This is a genomic window from Micromonospora sp. NPDC005252 (assembly GCF_042872475.1).
Lineage (GTDB): Bacteria > Actinomycetota > Actinomycetes > Mycobacteriales > Micromonosporaceae > Micromonospora.
The window spans coordinates 71473-92583 of sequence record NZ_JBIAKN010000011.1 but is presented as its reverse complement, the minus strand read 5'-3'; the positions used below and the strand labels follow the sequence as shown (position 1 = coordinate 92583).

Below are 21111 nucleotides of genomic sequence, written 5' to 3'. Positions count from 1 at the left end.
CGCAACCGGGTCCACCAAGCCTGGACCGGTCAGCGGCCCGAGCGGACCCGAGCCGATGAGAGGTGTGTGCCATGTGCGGTATCGGAGGCGAGTTCCGCCTCGACGGGGCGCCACCGGATCTGGCGGCGCTGGAGCGGATGCTCCCCGTCCTGTCCTCCCGGGGCCCGGACGGCGAGGGGCGATGGCAGCACGGCCCAGCGGCGCTGGTGCACCGTCGGCTGCGCATCATCGATCTGTCCGACGCCGGCGCCCAGCCGATGGTCGATCCCGAACTGGGCCTCGCCATGGTCTTCAACGGCTGCATCTACAACTACCGGGAGCTGCGCGACGAGCTGACCGCCGCCGGCTACTCCTTCCGGTCCACCTCGGACACGGAGGTGATCCTCAAGGCGTACCACCGGTGGGGGACGGCCTGCGTCGAGCGGTTCTACGGGATGTTCGCGTTCGCCCTGGTCGAGCTGGCCACGAACACCCTGGTGCTGGCGCGCGACCGGCTCGGCATCAAGCCCCTCTACCTGGCCGAGACGCCGGGCCGGATCCGCTTCGCGTCGACCCTGCCGGCGCTGCTCGCCGCCGGTGACGTGGACACCGATCTCGACCCGGTAGCGCTGCACCACTACATGAGCTTCCACTCGGTGGTGCCACCACCGCGCACCATCCTGGCCGGCGTCCGCAAGCTGCCCCCGGCCACCGTGCGGGTGATCACCGGCGACGGCCGTAGCACCGACACCGTCTACTGGCGGCCGGAGTTCACCCGCGCCGCCGCGCCGGCCATGTCCCCCGACGAGTGGCAGGAACGGATCATGGCGGCGCTGCGCACCGCCGTACGCCGGCGGATGGTCGCCGACGTGCCGGTCGGCGTGCTGCTCTCCGGCGGCCTGGACTCCAGCCTGATCGTCGCCCTGCTCGCCGAGCAGGGCCAGACCGGCCTCGCCACCTTCAGCATCGGCTTCGAGGCGGCGGCGGGGGAGAGCGGCGACGAGTTCCACTACTCCGACCTGGTGGCCCGCGAGTACGACACCGACCACCACCAGATCCGCATCGGCGCGGCCCGGTTCGTGCCGGGAGTGCACGAGGCCATCGCGGCGATGAGCGAGCCGATGGTCAGCCACGACTGCGTGGCGTTCCACCTGCTCTCCGAGGAGGTCTCGCAGCGGATCACTGTGGTGCAGTCCGGGCAGGGCGCCGACGAGATCTTCGCCGGCTACGACTGGTACCCGCCAATGGCCAACGTGGCCCGCGCGGACGCCGTCGAGGCGTACGCCCGGGTGTTCTTCGACCGTCGCCACGACGCGCTCGCCGGGCACCTGGCGCCCGAGTGGATGCTCGACCGCGACGCGAGCCTGGAGTTCGTCACCGCCCACTTCGGCGCGCCCGGGGCGGACACCGCGCTCGACGCGGCGCTGCGCCAGGACAGCCTGGTGATGCTTGTCGACGACCCGGTCAAGCGGGTCGACAACATGACGATGGCGTGGGGGCTGGAGGCCCGGGTGCCGTTCCTCGACCACGAGGTGGTCGAGCTGGCCGCCGCCTGCCCACCGGCGCTCAAGCTGGCCCAGGGTGGCAAGGGCGTGCTCAAGGCCGCGAGCCGGGGCATCGTGCCCGACGAGGTGATCGACCGGCCGAAGGGCTACTTCCCGGTGCCCGCCATCCGGCACCTGTCCGGTCCGCTGCTCGACGACGTCCGTGACGCGCTGACCGCGCGGCCGGCGCGCGAGCGCGGCCTGTTCCGCAAGGACTACCTGGAGGAGTTGCTGGACGCGCCGAACGCCCAGCGGACCACGTTGGGCTCCAACGCGCTCTGGCAGCTCGGGCTGCTGGAGCTCTGGTTGCAGCGGATCGGGGTTTAGATGAGCGTACGGATCGAGGTGCCGCGGCGGGTCCGACCCGTGCGCCACCGGCCGGCGGTGATCCTGCCCCCCGGCGAGGACTTCGCGCCCGCTCCGTCGCCGGACGGCCGACGGGTGGCGTACCTGTCCGACCGGGCCGGAATCCCGGCCGTCTGGGTCCGCGACGTCGACGCGGCCGAGGCCGTCGCGCTGCCCAGCGGCGACGAACCGGTCCTGGCGGTGAGCTGGTCCCCGGACGGGCAGTGGCTGGCCTGCGTCGTCGCGCCCGGCGGCGCACCCCGCACCGAGCTGTGGGTGCTGCGCCCGGACGGCACGCAGCGCCGCCAGGTCGCCGGGTTCGGTCGCCACAGTGCGGCCCTGGCCGGTTGGCTGCCCGACGGCGCGCTGCTGGCGGTCACCGAGACCGCCGAGCGGGGTGCCGCCGTGCTGGTCGACGCGGGCACCGGGCACCGGCGGGTGCTCGCCGAGGGCGACCTGCTCACCCTCCTGGACGTCAGCCCGGACGGCGGGTCCGCCCTGCTGCGTCGCGGTCCGCGTAACGCCCGCTGGCTGGAGCTGCTGGACGTGGCCACCGGCGACCGGGTACGGCTGCTGCCGGACACCGGCCGGGGCAGCACCGACCAGGGCTGCTTCGGCCCCGACGGGACGAGCGTGCTGGCGCGTACCGACGCGTTCTCGGAGCTGGCCGCGCTGGTGCGCGTCGACCTCGCGCGACCGACGCTGGCCCCGACGCGGCTCGCGGCGCGTCCGGACGCCGAGCTGGAGCACGTCGCGCTCTGCGCCGACCGGCGACGTGCCGCGCTGTTGTGGAACACCTACGGCGGGCGCAGCGAGCTGAGCCTGCTGGACCTCGCCAGCGGCGTGCAGCGGGCCGTCGCCGCCCCGGGTGAGGTGCTCGACGGCGCCGTCTTCGCCGCCGACGGCGACCTGCTCTGCGTCACCGCGCAGGGGCCGGTGCAGCCCCGGGAGATCTGGCTGGTCGATCCGGTGACCGGCACGCCCCGCCCGCTGCGGCCGGACACCGGCGCCGCGCGTACGGGCGACAGCGGTGTCGCCCCGCAGCTTGTCGACCTGCGCGCCCGCGATGGGTTGCCGCTGTCCGGCTGGCTCTACCGCCCGCCCGGTCCGGGCCCCTGGCCGACCGCGATCAGCCTGCACGGTGGCCCGGAGGCGCAGGAGCGTCCCGGCTACAACCCGCTGTTCCAGGCCCTCGTCGCGCAGGGCGTCGCGGTGTTCGCGCCCAACGTGCGCGGCTCGTCGGGTTTCGGCCGCACCTTCGTCGCCGCGGACAACCTCGCCGGCCGCTACGGGGCCATCGCCGACGTGGCGGCGTGCGCCGACCACCTGCTCGACAGCGGTGTCGCGATCCCGGGCCGGCTCGGCTGCCTGGGCCGCTCCTACGGCGGCTACCTGGTCCTGGCGGTGCTGGTGAACTTCCCGGGGTTGTTCGCCGCGGGTGTGGCCGAGTGCGGCATCTCGGACTTCCGTACGTTCTACGCCGGCACCGAACCGTGGATCGCCGCCGCCGCCGTCAGCAAGTACGGCGACCCGGTGCGCGACGCCGACCTGCTGCGGGACCTGTCGCCGATGACCCACATCGACCAGCTCGACGTGCCGGTGCTGCTCATCCACGGCGCCAACGACACCAACGTGCCGGCCGGCGAGTCGGCGCAGGTGGCGCGGGCCCTCGCCGCGCGGGACGTCCCGCACGGGCACCTCGTGCTCACCGGCGAGGGGCACGACTTCCTGGCCCGCGACAACGCCGAGACGGCGCGTACGGCCACCACCGCCTGGCTCACCCGGCACCTCGCCGCGACGCCGGCCACCCTCGGCTGAGGCGTTATCCTGCGCCGGTGGACGTCACGGAGCAGGGTGAGCGGCTGGCCGCCGACCTGAGCCGATGGCTGACCGACGTGACCTTCGTCGACCTGGACACCGACGAGGTGACCGCGCGGATCATCGACGCGGTGGTGGGGTGGGGTCAGGCGCACCGCTGGCGGGTCTACCGGCGTGCGCCCAGCGTCGTACCGCTGCCACCGCCGATGCAGCAGCGACACTCCGTCCTCGACGTGGCGTGCGCCCGACCGGACGGCCCGCCGGTGGTGATCGAGGTCGACCACACCGACCGGGCGCGTACGGTGCAGAAGCTGACCGCCGAGGCCGACGCCGGCCGGATCCCGATCTGGGTGCGCTGGGGCGTCGGCCGCTTCACCGCGCCGCCACCGCCGGTGCGGATGGTGACCGTCGAGGTGACCCGCCGCGCCGGGCCGGCCGGGCGCGGACGCCTGCACAGCCGCACCGGCGACCGGCCCGCGCCGGCGCACTCGCCCGGCGGCGGCACGGCGGCCCCGCAGGCGCTGCCGATCCCGCTGACCGACCCGGGTAAGGGCATCTGAAGCGAATCGTAAGCGGAGGCCTGCAGTGTTCCGGGTGTCAGCAGAACACGACAGACACCCAGGAGATTCCGATGCGCAAGCTCATCAACTCGACCTACCTCACCCTCGACGGCGTCATCGAGAACCCGGTGTGGACCGGCCCGTACTTCGACGAGGAGTCCATCGTCGTAGCCGGCGAGCTGACCGACGGGGCGGACGCGATGCTGATGGGCCGGGCCACCTACGACGGCATGTCCGTCGCCTGGCCGCAGCAGGACGAGAGCGACCCGATGACCGGGGCCGCCTACTTCAACAACGTCAAGAAGTACGTCGCCTCGACCACCCTCACCAATCCCACCTGGAACAACACGGAGGTGCTCCAGGGCGACCTGGTCGAGGCGGTCACAGCGCTCAAGGCCCAGGACGGCAAGAACATCATCCAGTACGGCTTCGGCTCGGTCACCGCCCAACTGATCACCGCGGGCCTGGTGGACGAGGTCCGCTTCTGGATCCACCCGGTGCTGCAGGGCACGCCAAGCCTGACGGTGCCGCTGACGGACTTCACGGCCTCGTTCGACCTCGTCGACACCCGGGTGCACAAGAGCGGCGTGATCGTCGCCTCGTACCGGCCGAAGTCGGCGAGCTGAGCGGCTGAGCGGCGAGCTGAGCGACTGAGCGGCTGATCAGAGCTGGGCCCGGGCCTCGCCCGGGCTCAGCTTCGCGCCCTCGGCGACCAGCGCGTCGAACCGTTCCCGGCCGAGCACGGCGAGCACCCGCTCGGTCACCCGGTCGGTGTCGTCGCGCTCCGCCGGCGCGGCCGGAACGCCGGCGGCCTGCCGGGCGGCGGCCGCGGCGCCGAGCAGCCGGGCCGCAACCTCGGGCGACCGCACCGCCGACGCCATCCCCTCCAGCGGGCCGAGCACGTCGCGCGCGGTGGCCATGGCCTCGGCGACGTCGAACGCCTCGAGGTGCAGGGCCAGCGCGGCGGCGGGGTCGCCACTCTGCTCGACCGCGTAACCCAACTCCACGAGGACCATCGGCAGGTAGAGCGCCGGCTGGGCCTCGTTGCGCCCCTGCTCGGCGAGGCGGGTGAGGTGGGTGGTGGCCAGGTCGAGCTTGCCGTCGCGGCGGGCGGCGAAGCCGAGGCCGAGCTCGGCAAAGACGATCGCGCTCGGCGAACCCTGTTCCACCGCCAGCTGGTACGCGCGCTCGGCCAGCTCCCGGGCCTGCGCGTAGTCGCGGGTCTGCACCGCGATCCAGGCCAGCCAGGACAGCTTGCCGGCCACGTGCGGCCACAGCCCAAGCTCCTCGGCCCAGCGCAGCCCCTCCCGGTGCAGGGCTGCCGCGCGTTCGTACTCACCGCGAATCTCGGCCAGCCCACCCACCCAGTCGCTCGCCTGGAGGCGGCCCCACCGGTCATCCACCTCGGCGAACAGCGCGGTGCTGCGCGTCGCCGCGCTCTCCAACGCGGCCAGGTCACCGCCGGCGTGCGCGATCATGGCCCGGGAGCTGAGCACTGCGGCCTCGGTCCACGGATCGGTGGCGGCGGTGGGCAGCAGCTCCGACGCCAGCGGCAGGTCACTGCTCCCGAGTACCGCGTTCGCCGCGAACCAGACGGCTCGGGCGTCGGTGACACCAGCCAGGACGGCGCGCACCTCGGCCGGTGGGATCTGCTCGCCCTGCAACAGCGCGAAGCCGATCCGCCAGGCTGCGGCGCGGCTCTCCTGCGTCGGATCGCCGGGCGTCGCGAGGGCTCGCCGCGCCTCGGTGAGCCGGCCCCGCAGGTACCAGTACCAGCTCAGCGCGACGGCCAGCCGCAACCCGCCGCCGTGCACCAGCGCCGCGCGCAGGTTCACCGTCTCCGCGTCGAGCAGCGCCAGCCACCGCTGCTGGTCGGGGCCGCGCAGCTGCGGGTCGGCCTGTTCGGCCAGGTCGGTGTAGTACGCGGCGTGCCGCGCCCGGGTGTCGTCGCCGTCGACCAGGTGGTCCAGGCAGAACGCGGCGACCGACTCGAGCAGCCGGTAACGGGGGCTGGTGCCGGAGTCGTCGAGCACCACCAGCGACCGGTCCACCAGGCGAGCCAGTGTGTCGAGATCGGTCCGGCAGACGAACTCGGCCGCCTCCGGGGTGCAGCCGTCGCCGAACACCGCGAGCCGGGCCAGCACCGCGCGGTCGGCGTCGTCGAGCAGGTCCCAGCTCCAGCCGATCACCGCGGTCAGCGTCCGCTGTCGCGGCGGCACGTCGCGCTGAGACGTGGTGAGCAGCCGGAACCGATCGTCGAGCCGGTCCACCACACCCCGCAGACCCAGCGCGCGGACGCGGGTCGCGGCCAGCTCCAACGCCAGCGGCAGGCCGTCCAGGCGACGGCAGAGCTGGGCGACCGCCGGCGCGGTGCGCTCGTCGAGTCGGAAACCGCGATGCTGGGCGGCGGCACGGGCGGCGAACAGTCGGGCGGCCGCCGAGCGCCGCACCGCATCCGGGTCGCTGTCCGAGGGCAGCGACAGCGGGGGTACCTCCCAGAGCAGCTCCCCGGTCAGGCCGAGCGACTCCCGGCTGGTGGCCAGCACGTGCACCCCGGGCGCGTCGCGCAGCAGCCGGGCCACCAGCGCGGCGACCGGCTCGATGACGTGTTCGCAGTTGTCCAGCACGAGCAGCAGGTGTCGCGCCCGCAGCGCCGCGACGAGTCGGTCGGTGGCCGACAGGCTCGTGCCGGCGGCCTCGCGGGCGTCCAGCGCGCCGAGCACCTGCTCGGCGACGCCCGGGTCGCCGGCCGGCAGCGGCGCCAGCTCGACCAGCAGGACGCCGTCCGGAAAGGACTGGCCGCGGGCGGTCTCGGTGGCCAGCCGGGTCTTGCCGACGCCGCCCGGCCCGATCAGCGTGACCAGGCGCTGCGCGGGCAGCAGGGCTCGCAGCTCGGTCAGCGCCTCGGCCCGGCCGACCAGCTCGTCGAGCTGGGCCGGCAGGCTGTTGCGGATGATCGCGGCCTTCGGCGGCGCGCTCAGGCCGGCGTCCTGTTCGAGGATCCTGCGGTGCAGGGCGACCAGTTCGGGGCCGGGGTCGAGGCCCAGCTCGTCGGCGAGCCGGTCCCGCAGGTCGGCGTAGCTGTCCAGGGCCTCGGACTGGCGACCGGCCGCGTACAGCGCCCGCAGCTGCACCGCCCGCAGGCCCTCGCGCAGCGGGTGTCGGGCGACCAGTTCGGCCAGGTCGGCCGCAACCAGGTCGTGTTCACCCCGGGCCACCCGGGCCTCGGCGAGCCGCTCGTGCACGGCGAGGTGCTGCTCGGCGAGTCGGGTCGCCTCGGCGCGGACGAACTCGGCGTCGGCCACGTCGGCGTACGCCTCGCCCCGCCACAGCCCGAGGGCCTCGGTCAACCGGTCGACGTCGGTGTGCCGGGCCAGCTCGGCGAACCGGTCGGCGTCCACCGTGCCGGCCCGCAGCAGGTAGCCGGGAGCGCGGGACTCGACCAGGTCGCGGGCGCCCGGCTCGGCGTCGTTGAGCGCCTTGCGCAGCTGCGACACCCGCACCTGGAGCGCGCCCGCGGGGTTGGCGGGGGAGTCGTCACCCCACAGGTCGTCGATGAGCCGGTCGGCGGAGACGACCTGGTTGCGGTTGGTCAGCAGGTCCGCCAGGAGGGCGCGCACCTTGGTGCCGGGCACCACCACCGGCTCGCCGGCGTCCGTCGTGACGGCGAGCGGCCCGAGCACCCCGAACTGCACGGCGGACATCTTAGCGCCGGTAAGACGACCTGAAGCAGACCGTAAGCGCGCCGGCGCACCGTGTGGGCATGGAGATCTATCACGAGACACATGGCAGTGACGAGGGCTGGCCGCTGGTGCTCATCCACGGCGCGCTCTCCGGCATCGGCACCTCGTTCGGCACGATCCTGCCGTTCCTGGCGAAGTCGCGGCGGGTGATCGCCGTGGAGTTGCAGGCGCACGGCCACACCCCGGACGTCGACCGTCCGCTGACCGTGGAGCACTTCGCCGCCGACGTGGTCGAGCTGCTCGACCGGTTGGGTGTCGAGCGGGCGGACGTGTTCGGCTGGAGCATGGGCTCGGCGGTGGCGCTGCGCCTGGGCACCGACCACGCCGAGCGGGTCGGGCGGCTCGTCCTCGCCTCGGTGAGCTTCGACGAGGACGGCCTGCACCCCGGGCTGCTCGACGGGATCCAGGACCTGCAACCGGAGCATCTGCACGGCTCGGAGTTCCACGAGGAGTACCTGCGGACCGCGCCGGACCCGGCGGGCTGGGCCACCCTGGTCACCAAAATGAAGGTCCTGGACGCGAACCTGCCGCGCTGGACGTCCGAGCAGATCCGGGCCCTGGCCGCGCCCGCCATGATCGTGCTGGCCGACTCGGACATCGTCCAGCCCGAGCACGCGGTGCGGATGTTCCGGCTGCTCGGCGGCGGGGTGCCCGGCGACCTGACCGGTCTGCCGGCCTGCCGGCTGGCCATCCTGCCGGGCACCACCCACACCACGATCCCGCAGCGCGCCGACTGGCTGGCCCCGATGATCGACGAGTTCCTGGCCGAGCCGGTGCCAGCCCGGTGACCCACACTCCCAGCGGCCCCGGGCTGCGGCGTCGATCATGGACTTGTGGTGGCCACCTTAGCCGCCAAAGTCCCTTTTGCGCACCACCACAACTTCATGATCGACGGAGCGGGAGGTGGAGCGGGTGGGTTACTGCTGTTCGGGGGAGCGTCGGAGCCACAGCCAGACGCCACCGAGGCCGCACGCCACGCCGAGAACCACGATCGCCGTTCGTGCCGCCAGCGGGGCGTCGTCCAGGAACGGCGCGGCCTTCGAAGCGGCCAGGCTGAGCAGTGCGACTACCAGCAACAGTCCCGCGATGATCCGATCACGCGTCATGGTTGCTTTGTATAGCAGCAACACGCCCAAGCCCTTCGGTGCGCCCCCCACGCCGATCTTGCACTTTCTGCGGTGATATAAGGCGCGAAAGCCGCGTGACAGCCGCACAAAGTGCAAGATCGCGGGAGGCGCGGGGTTCAGGGGTTGAAGGCTTGGCGATAGGCGGTGGGGGTGGCGGCGAAGGCCCGGCGGAAGTGGGCGCGCAGATTGGTGGCGGTGCCCAGCCCGGTCCGTCGGGCCACCTCGTCGATGGTGACCGTGCCGTCTTCGAGCAGGCCACACGCCGCACGAAGTCGTTGCTGCGTCAGCCAGGCCTGCGGGCTCATGCCGAAGCGCCGCCGGAAGTTGCGGTGCAGCGTACGGGTCGACTGGTGGCCGCGCCGGGCCAGGTCCCCGACGGTCAGTGGCAGGTGCAGGTGGGCGTTCGCCCATTCGGTGACCACGGTCAGGTCAGCGGCATCGGTGGGTTGGAGGGGAATGAACTGCGCCTGACCGCCGGCCCGGTGCAGGGGAGTGACCATGACGCGGGCGCGCTCGATGGCCGCCGTCTGGCCGTGGTCCCGGCCGACCAGGTAGAGGCACAGGTCGAGGCCGGCGGCCAGCCCGGCGCTGGTTAACACCTGTCCCTCGTCGACGTACAGCGCGTTCGCATCGACGGTGACCGTGGGGTGTTCGCGGGCCAGCGCCTCGGCGTGGACCCAATGGGTGGTGGCCCGCCGGCCGTCGAGCAGCCCGGCCTGGGCGAGCGCGAACGCGCCGGTGCAGATCGACGCGACACGAGCACCCCGTTCGTACGCGGCGACCAGGGCGTCGAGCGCTCGGGCCGGCGCGGCTCCGCGCCTGAAGCCGGGCACGATGACGGTGTCCGCGTTGCGCACGGCTTCAAGACCTGCGTCGACGGTCATGCCGAGTCCCGCCGTCGTGGTCGGCACGGCGCCGCCGTCCGGGGAGCAGACGACGGTCGTGTACCGGCCCTGGCCCTCGTGACCGAAGACGTGCGTCGCGATGGTCAGGTCGAAAGCGACGACCGGCGGTAGGGCGAGTACGGCGACCCGGTGCGTGGCGGATTGCTTGTGCACAGTGGCAAGAATGCCACTCGTCAGGGCCGACGACCGGACGAGATCCTGGCCCGGTGCGAGTAGAGATCGTGGTTTTCGATGGCTTCGACGAACTGGACGTGTTCGGACCCTTCGAGGTGCTGGCGATGGCGGGGTTCACCGTCGAGCTGGTCGCCGTCGAGCGGCCGGGGCCGGTACGCAGCATGCGGGGGGTCCAGCTCAATGTGCCGGTGGTGCTCGGGCAGGCCGAGGGTGTCGTCGTACCGGGCGGGGGATGGCTGAATCGGGCCGCTGCGGGGTCCTGGGCGCAGGCGCAGCACGGGGTGCTGCCTGCCCGGCTGGCCGCGCTGGCCCCCTCGACGCGCTGGATGGCGTCGGTGTGCACCGGTAGCCTCCTGCTCGCCGCCGCCGGACTGTTGACCGGCCGGCGCGCGACCACCAACCGCAACGCCTACGAGGAGTTACGGGCGTACGGCGTCACTGTCCTCGATCAGCGGGTGGTCGACGACGGCGACCGCATCACCGCAGGCGCGCTCTCCGCCGGGCTGGACCTGGCCCTGTGGATCACGGAACGCGAGATGGATGCAGCCACTGCGGACCGGGTCGCCGCGACGATCGAGTACCAGCGAGCGGTCGGAACCGTCGGCGGCACAATGGTGGACGGTGACTGACGATGCCCTGGCCGCGCCCGCCATGATTGTGCTGGCCGACTCGGACATCGTCCAGCCCGAGCACGCGGTGCGGATGTTCCGGCTGCTCGGCGGCGGGGTGCCCGGCGACCTGACCGGTCTGCCGGCCTGCCGGCTGGCCATCCTGCCGGGCACCACCCACACCACGATCCCGCAGCGCGCCGACTGGCTGGCCCCGATGATCGACGAGTTCCTGGGCGCGGACCTGTAGGGGCGCCCGGAGAGGCTACTTCTCCAGGAGCAGCGCTTCGGCGCCCACCGGTCGGAAGCCGGCCGCCTGGAAGGCACGCACACTGCGCGCGTTGCCGGCGGCCTGCTGTGCCCAGACCGGCTGGCCATCGGGCACCAGATGCCGGGCGGCCGTCGCCAGCGCCCGGCCCAGACCCCGGTGGCGAACGTCCTCGTCGACCTCGATCGCCGCCTCCCAGCGACCCGCCACGCCACGGCCGAGTACGACCACACCGCCCTCGGCCGCCCAGACGCGGACGTCGTCACGGCGCCTGCGCGCCCTGGCCTCGCGGGGATGATCGGCGTCGGTCAGCTCGCGCAGCGCCAGCGGGGGCGCACCGGCGAGCGGAGAGGCGACGGTCAGCAGGTCGATGGTGTCCGTCGACCGTCCGGTGCGGTCGAGCAGAGCGCTCAAAAAACGCGGATTCATCGTGGCCGCCAGAGCGTCGCAGTCGAGGGCGGCCAGGGTACGGCGGACCCAGTCGGGGTCCTCGTCGGTGAACACCACGGAGTGGGCGGTGAACGCGATCACCCCGGCGTCCCGACGGCTGTGCTGCGGCACGATGGTGGTCCCGCCGTCCGGCGGCGGGAAGTGCCCGCGTGCCGCCGCGTCCAGGACGTCGGCCAACGTGCTACCCACGATCGTCGCCTCCTTGAGTTGCGAGCCACCGTCCATTCTCACCGGTCCGGCCCGAAGTTCGCCGTCCCCGGTCATGGCGTGGGGCCGCCGGACCGGGTAGAAACACCAGAGAGCGCTCTCACGCCCCAGCTGCGCCGGGAGTACGACCCGGTCGCGGAGAGGACGAACCACATGACAACCCCGTCCCGACGTACCCTCCTGCTCGCCCTTCTGGTCACCACAGCCCTCACGACGACCGGCACCGCCGCTGCCGCCGGTCGCCCCACGCCTGGCGCGCCCGACTTCGGGCCGAACGTGACGATCTTCGACCCGACCATGCCGGCCAGCGAGATCCAGCAGACCCTCGACGCCGCGCACGCCCGCCAGGTCGACAACGAGATGGGCACCGAGCGGCACGCCTACCTGTTCAAGCCCGGCGCCTACGGCACGGCCGAGCAGCCGTTGCAGGCCAAGGTCGGCTACTACACCGAGGTCGCCGGCCTGGGCGCGTCGCCCACCGACGTCGCCGTCAACGGCAAACTGGAGGTCTACAACCGCTGCCTGGCCGACGGCGGCACCGGCAACTGCCTCGCGCTGGTCAACTTCTGGCGCACCCTGTCCAACCTCTCGCTCACCGTCAACGCCGCCGGCCAGGACGGCTGCCGGTCGACGGCGAACTTCTGGGCCGTGTCCCAGGCGGTCTCGATGCGCCGGCTGAACATCACCGGCGGCGGGCTGTCCCTGATGGACTACTGCACGGCCGGCCCGCAGTACGCCAGCGGCGGCTTCATCGCCGACTCGCGGCTGCCGGCCACCACCAACGGCTCGCAGCAGCAGTGGCTCACCCGCAACAGCGAGGTCGCCGGGTGGTCCAACGCCGTGTGGAACCAGGTCTTCGCGGGCGTCGAGGGCGCACCGGACGACGCCACGTTCCCGGACCCGCCGTACACCACCCTCGACACCACGCCGGTGAGCCGGGAGAAGCCGTACCTGTTCGTCGACGGCAAGGGCCGCTACAACGTGCGGGTGCCGTCGGCGCAGCGCGACAGCCGGGGCGTCTCGTGGGCCGACGGCCTGACCCCCGGGCGGACCATCGGGATCGACGACTTCTTCATCGCGAAGCCGTCCGACCCGGTTCGCGTCATCAACAGCCAGCTCGCGCGCGGCAAGCACCTGCTGCTCACCCCGGGCGTCTACGACATCGCCCGGAGCATCGAGATCCGACGCGCCAACACGGTGGTGCTCGGCATCGGCCACGCCACCCTCACCGCGGTGAACGGCGCCGTTCCGCTGGACGTCGCAGGAGTGCCCGGCGTGATCGTCGCCGGCGTCACGATCGACGCCGGCACCGTCGAATCGCCGGTCCTGCTGCGGGTGGGCCGGCAGCACGGGCACGACGCCAGCAGCCCGGCCAACCCGACCACGCTGTCCGACGTGTACTTCCGGGTCGGCGGCCCGCACATCGGCCGGACCAACACGGCGCTGGAGGTCAACAGCGACAACGTGCTCATCGACCACACCTGGGTGTGGCGCGGCGACCACGGCGTCGAGGGCTTCACCGCGGGCGTCAACGGCGACACCGACCGCTGGCGCACCAACACCGGCCGCTACGGCGCTGTCATCAACGGCGACCACGTGACCGCCACCGGCCTGTTCGTCGAGCACTTCCAGCGCTACAACACGGTCTGGAACGGCGAGCACGGCACCACGATCCTCTACCAGAACGAGCTGCCGTACGACCCGCCGACGCAGGCCGACTGGATGAACGGCCCGGTCGAGGGGTTCGCCGGCTACAAGGTCGGCGACCGGGTGCGCCACCACGACCTCTACGGCGGCGGGGTGTACGTCTTCAACCAGAACAACCCGTCGATCCACACCGAGAACGGCTTCGAGGTCCCGAACCGGCCGGGCGTGCGACTGCACCACATCATGACCGTCAACCTCAGCGCGGGCACGATCGATCACGTGGTCAACGGCGTCGGCGACGCGGCCGACACGACGAAGATCGGCGTGCCGGTCTACATCGCGCAGTACCCGGCCTCGTAACGCTTCGGGGCGTACCACCGAAAGGGCCGGCGCCGGTGTGCGGCGCCGGCCCTCCGCGTGTTCCCGACCGTGACGCTCGGATCCTTCCGACTACCTGACTTACATTTTCATCGATCAGTCGCACTCTTGCGGTGCGGCAACCGCTCCTGCCACGATGGCCGTCAATGCCTTCCGTCCCGAAGGAGTGGTCCTCATGGCGGTCTCCCGCCGCAGGTTCGTCACGTCCGTGCTGGCCGGGTCCGCCCTCGCCGCCACCTCCACCACCGAGCTGCTCACCACCCTCGCCAGCCCCGCGTACGCCGCCAGCCCGGTAGGCGACGTGGTCGGCAAGGTGACGGTCGGCTACCAGGGCTGGTTCAGCGCTCCCGGCGACTCCGCGCCCATCGGCGGCTGGTGGCACTGGAGCCGCGACCGCTTCCAGCCGCCGTCGCCGTCCAACACCACAATCGTGTCCTGGCCGGACATGCGCGAGTACACGCGCAGCTATCCCACCGCGTACCCCAACCTCGGCAACGGCTCGCCGGCCACCCTCTTCTCCTCCTACGACCAGCAGACCGTGGACACCCACTTTCGCTGGATGCAGGAGTACGGCTGTGACACCGCCGCGCTGCAACGGTTCAACCCGACCGGCGACGAGGGGCCGACCCGCGACGCGATGACGCAGAAGGTCCGCGCGGCGGCCGAGCGCTACGGCCGCAAGTTCTACATCATGTACGACGTCACCGACTGGCTGACCATGCAGACGGACATCAAGACCGACTGGACGACGAAGATGTCCGCGCACACCGCGTCGGGCGCGTACGCCCGCCAGAACGGCAAGCCGGTCGTCTGCATCTGGGGCTTCGGCTTCAGCGAATCCAGCCGGCCCTTCACCCCCGGGCCGTGCCTGGAGGTCGTCAACTGGTTCAAGGCGCAGGGCTGCTACGTCATCGGTGGCGTGCCCACCTGGTGGCGGCAGGGCATCGAGGACTCCCGCGCCGGCTTCCTCGACGTCTACCACGCGTTCCACGCCATCTCGCCGTGGATGGTCTACCGGGCCAGGACGGTGGAGGAGCTCGACTCGTACTACAACAACGTCAACGTCGGCGACATGGCCGACTGCGCTGCGCGCGGCATCGACTACCTGCCCTGCGTGATGCCCGGCGACCTGGCCGGTGGGCACCGCAAGCACGGCGACTTCTACTGGCGGCACATCTACAACATGGTCCGGCTCGGCTCCCAGGGCCTCTACGTGTCCATGTTCGACGAGTACAACGAGGGCAACCAGATCGCCAAGACGTCCGAGACCCAGGCCACCACCCCGGCCGGCGCGAACATCCGCGCCCTGGACGAGGACGGCGTCGCCTGCTCCTCCGACTACTACCTGCGCATCACCGCCGACGGCGGCCGGATGCTCAAGGGGCAGCTCGCGCTCACCGCCGTACGCCCGACGTCGCCGACGCTCGGCACCCCGCCGCCGGCCAGCGGAAACCTGGCCGCGGGCCGGTCCACCTCGGCGAGCAGCCAGAACGGCCCCTTCGTCGCGTCGAACGCGGTGGACTCCGACGCCGGCACCTACTGGGAGAGCGGCGGAGTCTCGTTCCCGCACTGGTGGCAGGTCGACCTCGGCGCCAGCCACCAGGTCAACAAGCTCGTGGTGCGGCTGCCCGCGAGCTGGGGCGCGCGTACCCAGACCATCACCGTGCTGGGCAGCGTCGACGGCAGCTCCTTCGCCACCATCGCCGGGGCCTCCGCGTTCGCCTTCGACCCGGCGACCGGCAACACCGTCACCCGCACGCTGACGACCACCACGGCCCGCCACATCCGGCTGAGCATCGCCGGCAACACCGGCTGGCCGGCGGGCCAGCTCGCCCAGGTCGAGGTGTACGCCGCCAGCGGCACCACGGACAACCCGCCGACCGCGCCGAGTGGCCTCACGGTGACCGGCCGGACGGCGAGCAGTGTGTCCCTGGCGTGGACGGCGTCGACCGACGACAACGGCGTGACCGGCTACCAGGTACGCCAGGGCGGCACCGTGGTCAGCACGGTCACGGGCACCACCGCGACCGTGAGCGGGCTCAACGCGTCCACCTCGTACACTTTCACCGTCACCGCGCGCGACGCCGCCGGCAACACCTCGGCGGCCTCGAACGCGGTCACCGTCACCACCGACGCCCCGGCCAACGCCGACCTCGCCCGCGGCCGGTCCACCAGCGAGAGCAGCCACGTCCAGAGCTACGGCTCGGGAAACGTGGTCGACGGCGACGCGAACAGCTACTGGGAGAGCGCCAACAACGCCTTCCCGCAGTGGGTGCAGGTCGACCTGGGCGCGACGCGCACGGTCGGGCGGGTGGTGCTCAAACTGCCGCCGTCATCGGCTTGGGGCGCCCGGACACAGACCCTCGCCGTGGCGGGCAGCACCGACGGGGGCAGCTTCGGCACGCTGGTCAGCTCGGCGGCGCGCACCTTCGACCCGTCGACGGGTAACCAGGTGAGCCTCTCGTTCACCGGTACGCAGACCCGTTACGTACGGATCACCGTGACCGGTAACGCCGGCTGGCCGGCCGGGCAACTGGCGGCACTGGAGGTGTACGCCAGCTGACCGGACGTGGGGCGGCCGCCGGACGCCGACCGGCGGCCCCCCGCCCGTCGCGCTGTTAGCTTTTGGGCAACGGGCTCGGTCAGTACACCGCCGATGGATACGTCACTGTGGAGCGGCTGCCTGCCACGCGGCGGTGACACACAGCTCGTCGACGGTCCAGCGTCCAGCCCGTTTATCGTCTCGGAGGAGCTGCTGCACCCGTGGCAGATCTGCTGTCGGCGGAACATTGAGGACAACAATTCCGAACATGCCCTCTCCACTCACCTGAAGCGGGGCGAACTCAGCCAGAACACTGTCCTCAAAGTGTTCAAGGTCGGCGTCATCAGGGGCCCAGATGGGGGTCGCGCAGTAGCCCGATGCCGTCACCTTCTCCTCGACCCACCACCGACCATCGCGGTCATGCTCAACCCGGAAGATGTCATGCTTCGCTGCGTCGAATGCAGCCCATGGTGCGCTCGGCAGCCGCACGGTGCCACCCATTCCGCGCTCACCTCAATGCTCGTCGCATTGCTGCCCGGCGGCATGAGAAACCACACCTGCACCAGCCCATCCGGCGGGCCGGGCATCAACTCCTCCTTGCCGCTGATCGATCAGCGTTCTGCAACGTGCACCCCTCAGAGCGCGGAAATTGCCTGTCGCGAAGACCAGGACATTCTGAGTTGGTGGCGACGAGCTAGCCGGCCTGAGGAAGACGCATGCACCGCGCTGGCATGCAAGAACGTGCGGACCGGACCGCTGGCCTAGTTCAGCCTCCCGCAACAACGCTTAAACTTGACGCCGCTGCCACAGCCGCAGGGATCGTTCCTTCCCTGCCGCCCATCTCGGTGATTAAACTTCTTCTTTGCCCTGCCATACGAATTAGCTAAGACTCGAAACGCGGTAGGCGTTTCGGTGCTTTCGTCACGTCTGGCCTCCTCGCCTGAGGCAGGCAAATCTGCCTCAGGCTCCACCAGAGAAGCTAAGCCCTCTATCTCTATCGCAGCCGGCTCCTCAAGGTTGATCATTTTTCGCCAAGCAGACCGACTGCCCTTCTTGCCAGGCACCATTTCTAGGATGCCGGATTGCCGTAGGGAGTAGAAGACATCCTTCATCGAGTTTTCAGACGTAATTCCCGTAAGTTCCCTGCCTATGGCGTTAGTGATTTCCTCGTGAGCCTCAAGGTATTCTAAGACAATCTCCTGAGGTCGCGCCAAAGGCGTGTGCCCAATCTCAACCACAAACTGATTATTGACTACCGAAAACTTCGGAGGCTGGAGCCGGGCTTCCTTCATCTTGTTCAGAACTGTCCGCAACCCCTCTCCGATGTCCTTATTAGGCGGGTCTGGATACTTGTTGAGTAGCTGAACAATCTTTGGATTCCTAGAAGCCCGTTCATCGGAGAATAGATTGTCTAGCGTCATATGACCCGGGAGTCCGCCAGGACTGCGAACCTCCACCCGATTATTGAAGACATACACACGAATGTCATCAGAGATGTTGTAGTCACGATGGATTACCGCATTTACGACAATCTCCTTGAGTACTTCGGGTGGATATCGCAGCGGCTCCAACTTCCCATCAGGCGTCAAAGTGGAAACGGACTCAATAAGTTTCGAAACCTCTTTCAAGGTCTCTTCAATGAGAACGCGCGCAGGCCCCTCGATAGTTTTTGGCACGTCCACCAAATGCACGCGGAGTGGTTCTTGCTCCTTGGTGTTGTACCTGGCAACCTTGACAGCGCATCTCTTTGGAACAACAGCGGAAGGAATTTCCGCGTACAGAATAGCGGCACAAACTCGTGCACGGCCGCTCTGGCGATCGATCAACCTTCGAGATCGGACCAGACTGGCCGCACTCGTAGCAGGACTGTAGCCCTGCAAGAAGGTATCTATCTCCGGCTCTTCCACTAGATCGTCGAGAAAGTAGTCTTCCAGGAGTTGATCCTCGTAACTTCGAGCCCCTTTGGACAAGCTAAGATCAGTGACCGCGTTACCCGAGATCGCAACCGACGACGCGCCCCGCCGAATGTAGACCTTCTTATCGGCCGCATAGTGCACGCTGCTACTTTTGGCGACCTGGATAAGGCAAACCATACCAGAAGACTCGTATCCCTGAACCACAAGAAATTCAACGCTATACGGAACCGGGGGGCTTACATCTCTACTAAGAGCTTCCAGGACAGGTGTCGCATCCTCGATTACGGAGAATCCTTGCCACCGATCGATGCCAACGCCCTTTGCGCGATCCTCAATGCCGACTACGAAGTCACCTCCGTCGGTATTGGCAAGGGCTGCGCCAATTTTTTGAATAGCCGAACCGCCACTCTTTGCACTCTTGCAATCCCAAAAGGGGGATTCATCGCGTTCCACGAGAGCTAGCGCTTCCTCGTAGGAAATGGGCCGCTTGTCCATCCGGACACTGTACTTACTACAGGGCGAACATTCCACCGACAGGCTACCCAGCTCTCGAGGCAACGGGTAGCGCGTGAAGCGACACAGCGCACCTATCGGGCAACCTGACTGTCGAGCCGCAGACGTGAAGCGAACAAACCTTCTCCAGCTGGTTGCCGAATCGATAGTGAGTCACGCACCGCTCCCCATGCGATGCGTGGCGGCAGGCCCGGCTGGCGGCAAGCCGTCTCAGCCGCCTACTGCGCCGGGGCGGTGAGCCGCCGACGGCCGCTGGGATACTGCCCCGGACGGGGAAAAAACCCAGCCCCCGGGAGGCCGTCACGGAAGCCTGCCTTTTCGCAGTGGGTGCAGGTCGTCTTGGGCGCGCGGCGCATGATTGGTGCTGAAGCTGCCGCCGTCTGGCCGCCGAACGCTGACTGGAGGCCGTCCATCCCATCGAGCCCTTGGTCGGCGGGCAAAGTGGTTGCCCGGCTAACGACGAAGTCCGACGCCAAGACTGAGCGCGGCGGCGGCCACCGGCGATGCCCAGAACGATACCGCGAGCTGCCACCGACACGGCGGTGGCTAGAACGGCCGCCAAAACAACGCTCCTCACGACGATGCCGCCAAAGATCGCCCGCGGGCTCACCGACGCGCTGGCTGCCGAAGGCCAAAGGCGTGCCCGCGCGCCTTGGGCCCGGCCCAAGTGCGGCGGTGCGAGAGTCCTGCGAAGCGGGCCGTCTGATTTCGTACAGAAAGTCTCGCGCAGACACTTGAGGTCCAACGGTCGATGACCGAGGCTGATGGGATGCATGAGCGGCGCAGGAGCACCCCTTCCGCATTCGCGGCATTCCTGAGTTTTGGAGCTCTCGGACTTTTTCTTGCGCTCCTATTAGGGCCGGTCGCCGGGTGGTCGACTCCAAGCAGCAAGGACAGAGCCGCCGCCGTTAACAGCACTCGCCAAACCTTCTTGGCAGCTACCGCTGGAACAGCGGCAGCTGTCGGCTTGGCCTTTACGGCGGGGACTTACTACCTGAGTCGGCGGGGGCAGCAAGCAGACCGCTACATGAAAACTATCCCACACCTCGCGTCCGAGAGCTTGACTGAACGGCTAGGGGCGATACATGCACTTGAGCACCTGATGCGGGAGTCACCCGTAGACCACATGACAATAGTTGAGATTCTCGCAACCTTTATCAGGGAGTCCACTAGGGCCGCCAGCGGCAGCGCCTGCAGCGGAGATCGAATGTCTGCAGACATTCAAACCGCGCTCACCGTTCTAGGAAGAAGGCCTCAAAGGCCAGAGTCGGAAAGGCTCGATTTCTCAGGCACCTGCCTCCGGGGTGCAGACCTCAGAGGGTTGAACTTTCGAGGCGCGAGTTTCGCCTCGACTTGCCTCGAAGGCGCAGACCTATTTAGCGCTTTCCTGCAGAGCGCGACACTGACCGGCGCATGCATGATGCGTGCCGACCTTTCTAACGCGAATCTTCAGTGGGCGCATATGGCAGGGGTGAACCTGCAAGGAGCAACCCTCTTCGCCGCTCAACTCGGGGGCGGAATTTTGACGCGAGCGAGGATGCAGGAAGCTAATTTGCTCGGAGCGGATCTGCAGCGCACGAACCTCCTGCAAGCCCGGCTTGAGGGAGCTAACCTGAACAGCGCTAACCTGTCAGAGGCAGGTCTCGTAACAACACAACTCCAATCATGCCGCTTGGTGGGCGCACGACTTTTGGGAGCAAGCCTCCGAGGAGCGAGGCTAGACAGGGCAGATTTGACGGACGCTGACTTCAGCGGTGCCAACTTGAATAACTGCAGTATGCGCCAGGCGACGACGAAAGGAGCAACCTTTGCGGATACCAATCTAAGCTATGACCAACTAAGTCAGATCGATCCTGAAATCTGGCCCAAAATTTGTCCTACCCATGCGACAGACGCCCACAACGTAGAACGAAATCAGCGCTGGGCGCAACTTTCCAATTTCCAAAGACATCGTGACATGCGCTTTGCGTCGTCAGCAAGAGAAGGTTTGCGAAACCTCGTTTTCACAATCGAGGATTTAGACGAAGCTGGCATTTGGCCACGCGACATAGACGACCGATCGCTTCGGGATCTTGTCGTACAAGTTGCCAATTGGGCAAACAGTCTTCCGGATGTTGGATTTGCCGAAGAGTGGACAACAAGTTTGGGGCAGATAATTGACCAATGGTGGCCCAGCTACCCGCGTCCGGTCCAGGGCCTGTACCGAGAGGTTCAGGAGATTCGTCGCACCGTTAAGGAGTATCAACAGACTGCTGCAATGCCGTCTGCGTCCGCGGCGAATCGGCCGTCGAAGGATTCGAAAACTGGGCATCGTCTCGTGGATCGGTAGATCGTCAAGTTCACCTTTTGGCACTCAGCGTTCGTCCAGCACACCCCAGGGATACTCG

16 protein-coding genes are annotated in these 21111 nt (G+C 69.2%); 10 read left to right on the top strand and 6 right to left on the bottom strand.

Features of this window, described 5'->3' with window-relative positions; all coding sequences use genetic code 11:
• Positions 1-71 precede the first annotated feature (71 nt).
• From ACFYPH_RS25765 to ACFYPH_RS25750, 4 genes are all read left to right on the top strand, one after another.
• Positions 72-1850, top strand: a complete 1779-nt coding sequence (locus tag ACFYPH_RS25765; protein WP_387185273.1) for an N-acetylglutaminylglutamine amidotransferase — start codon at positions 72-74, stop codon at positions 1848-1850.
• Entirely contained in the window at positions 1851-3686 is a 1836-nt protein-coding gene (locus ACFYPH_RS25760) for a S9 family peptidase (RefSeq protein ID WP_387185271.1), read from the top strand.
• Between the two features lie 17 nt (positions 3687-3703).
• The gene (locus ACFYPH_RS25755) at positions 3704-4246 is read left to right on the top strand and encodes a hypothetical protein (RefSeq protein WP_354859146.1); all 543 of its coding nucleotides are present in this window, start codon (positions 3704-3706) and stop codon (positions 4244-4246) included.
• Positions 4247-4317: 71 nt separating this feature from the next.
• Entirely contained in the window at positions 4318-4872 is a 555-nt protein-coding gene (locus ACFYPH_RS25750) for a dihydrofolate reductase family protein (RefSeq protein ID WP_354859149.1), read from the top strand.
• A 36-nt stretch (positions 4873-4908) separates the two neighbouring features.
• On the opposite strand, the gene ACFYPH_RS25745 is transcribed toward ACFYPH_RS25750, so the two are convergent.
• Positions 4909-7950 (bottom strand): BTAD domain-containing putative transcriptional regulator, encoded by a 3042-nt coding sequence (locus tag ACFYPH_RS25745; RefSeq protein WP_387185267.1) that lies wholly within the window; start codon positions 7948-7950, stop codon positions 4909-4911.
• Between the two features lie 59 nt (positions 7951-8009).
• On the opposite strand from ACFYPH_RS25745, the gene ACFYPH_RS25740 reads away from it, so the two are divergent.
• Entirely contained in the window at positions 8010-8777 is a 768-nt protein-coding gene (locus ACFYPH_RS25740; RefSeq protein ID WP_387185264.1) for an alpha/beta fold hydrolase, read from the top strand.
• A gap of 129 nt (positions 8778-8906) precedes the next feature.
• Here the strand turns inward: ACFYPH_RS25740 and ACFYPH_RS25735 are convergent, their stop codons facing one another.
• Together ACFYPH_RS25735 and ACFYPH_RS25730 are read right to left on the bottom strand one after the other, a co-directional pair.
• On the bottom strand, positions 8907-9095 hold the full coding sequence (locus tag ACFYPH_RS25735) for a hypothetical protein (RefSeq protein ID WP_354859154.1): 189 nt from the start codon (positions 9093-9095) through the stop codon (positions 8907-8909).
• Positions 9096-9232: 137 nt separating this feature from the next.
• Positions 9233-10174 (bottom strand): DJ-1/PfpI family protein, encoded by a 942-nt coding sequence (locus ACFYPH_RS25730; RefSeq protein WP_355066490.1) that lies wholly within the window; start codon positions 10172-10174, stop codon positions 9233-9235.
• 53 nt (positions 10175-10227) lie between these two features.
• On the opposite strand from ACFYPH_RS25730, the gene ACFYPH_RS25725 reads away from it, so the two are divergent.
• Positions 10228-10824 carry a DJ-1/PfpI family protein gene (locus ACFYPH_RS25725; RefSeq protein ID WP_387185260.1) on the top strand — a complete coding sequence of 199 codons (597 nt, stop codon included), beginning with the start codon at positions 10228-10230 and terminating at the stop codon, positions 10822-10824.
• A complete protein-coding gene (locus tag ACFYPH_RS25720; protein ID WP_354859160.1) occupies positions 10817-11053 on the top strand; it encodes a hypothetical protein in 237 nt (78 codons plus the stop codon). Before ACFYPH_RS25725 ends, ACFYPH_RS25720 begins: the two co-directional genes overlap by 8 nt.
• A gap of 15 nt (positions 11054-11068) precedes the next feature.
• Here ACFYPH_RS25720 and ACFYPH_RS25715 read toward each other — a convergent pair whose 3' ends face one another.
• A complete protein-coding gene (locus ACFYPH_RS25715) occupies positions 11069-11710 on the bottom strand; it encodes a GNAT family N-acetyltransferase (protein WP_363936866.1) in 642 nt (213 codons plus the stop codon).
• A 171-nt stretch (positions 11711-11881) separates the two neighbouring features.
• On the opposite strand from ACFYPH_RS25715, the gene ACFYPH_RS25710 reads away from it, so the two are divergent.
• Positions 11882-13735, top strand: coding sequence for an adenylyl cyclase (locus ACFYPH_RS25710; RefSeq protein ID WP_387185256.1), 1854 nt, complete (start codon positions 11882-11884; stop codon positions 13733-13735).
• Between the two features lie 193 nt (positions 13736-13928).
• On the top strand, positions 13929-16316 hold the full coding sequence (locus ACFYPH_RS25705) for a discoidin domain-containing protein (RefSeq protein ID WP_387185253.1): 2388 nt from the start codon (positions 13929-13931) through the stop codon (positions 16314-16316).
• A 102-nt stretch (positions 16317-16418) separates the two neighbouring features.
• Here the strand turns inward: ACFYPH_RS25705 and ACFYPH_RS25700 are convergent, their stop codons facing one another.
• Both ACFYPH_RS25700 and ACFYPH_RS25695 read right to left on the bottom strand, forming a co-directional pair.
• On the bottom strand, positions 16419-16796 hold the full coding sequence (locus ACFYPH_RS25700) for a DUF4265 domain-containing protein (protein ID WP_387185250.1): 378 nt from the start codon (positions 16794-16796) through the stop codon (positions 16419-16421).
• Between the two features lie 260 nt (positions 16797-17056).
• Positions 17057-18706, bottom strand: coding sequence for an ATP-binding protein (locus ACFYPH_RS25695; protein ID WP_387185247.1), 1650 nt, complete (start codon positions 18704-18706; stop codon positions 17057-17059).
• 1225 nt (positions 18707-19931) lie between these two features.
• Here ACFYPH_RS25695 and ACFYPH_RS25690 point away from each other — a divergent pair.
• The gene (locus tag ACFYPH_RS25690) at positions 19932-21053 is read left to right on the top strand and encodes a pentapeptide repeat-containing protein (RefSeq protein ID WP_387185243.1); all 1122 of its coding nucleotides are present in this window, start codon (positions 19932-19934) and stop codon (positions 21051-21053) included.
• The last annotated feature ends 58 nt before the right edge of the window (positions 21054-21111 follow it).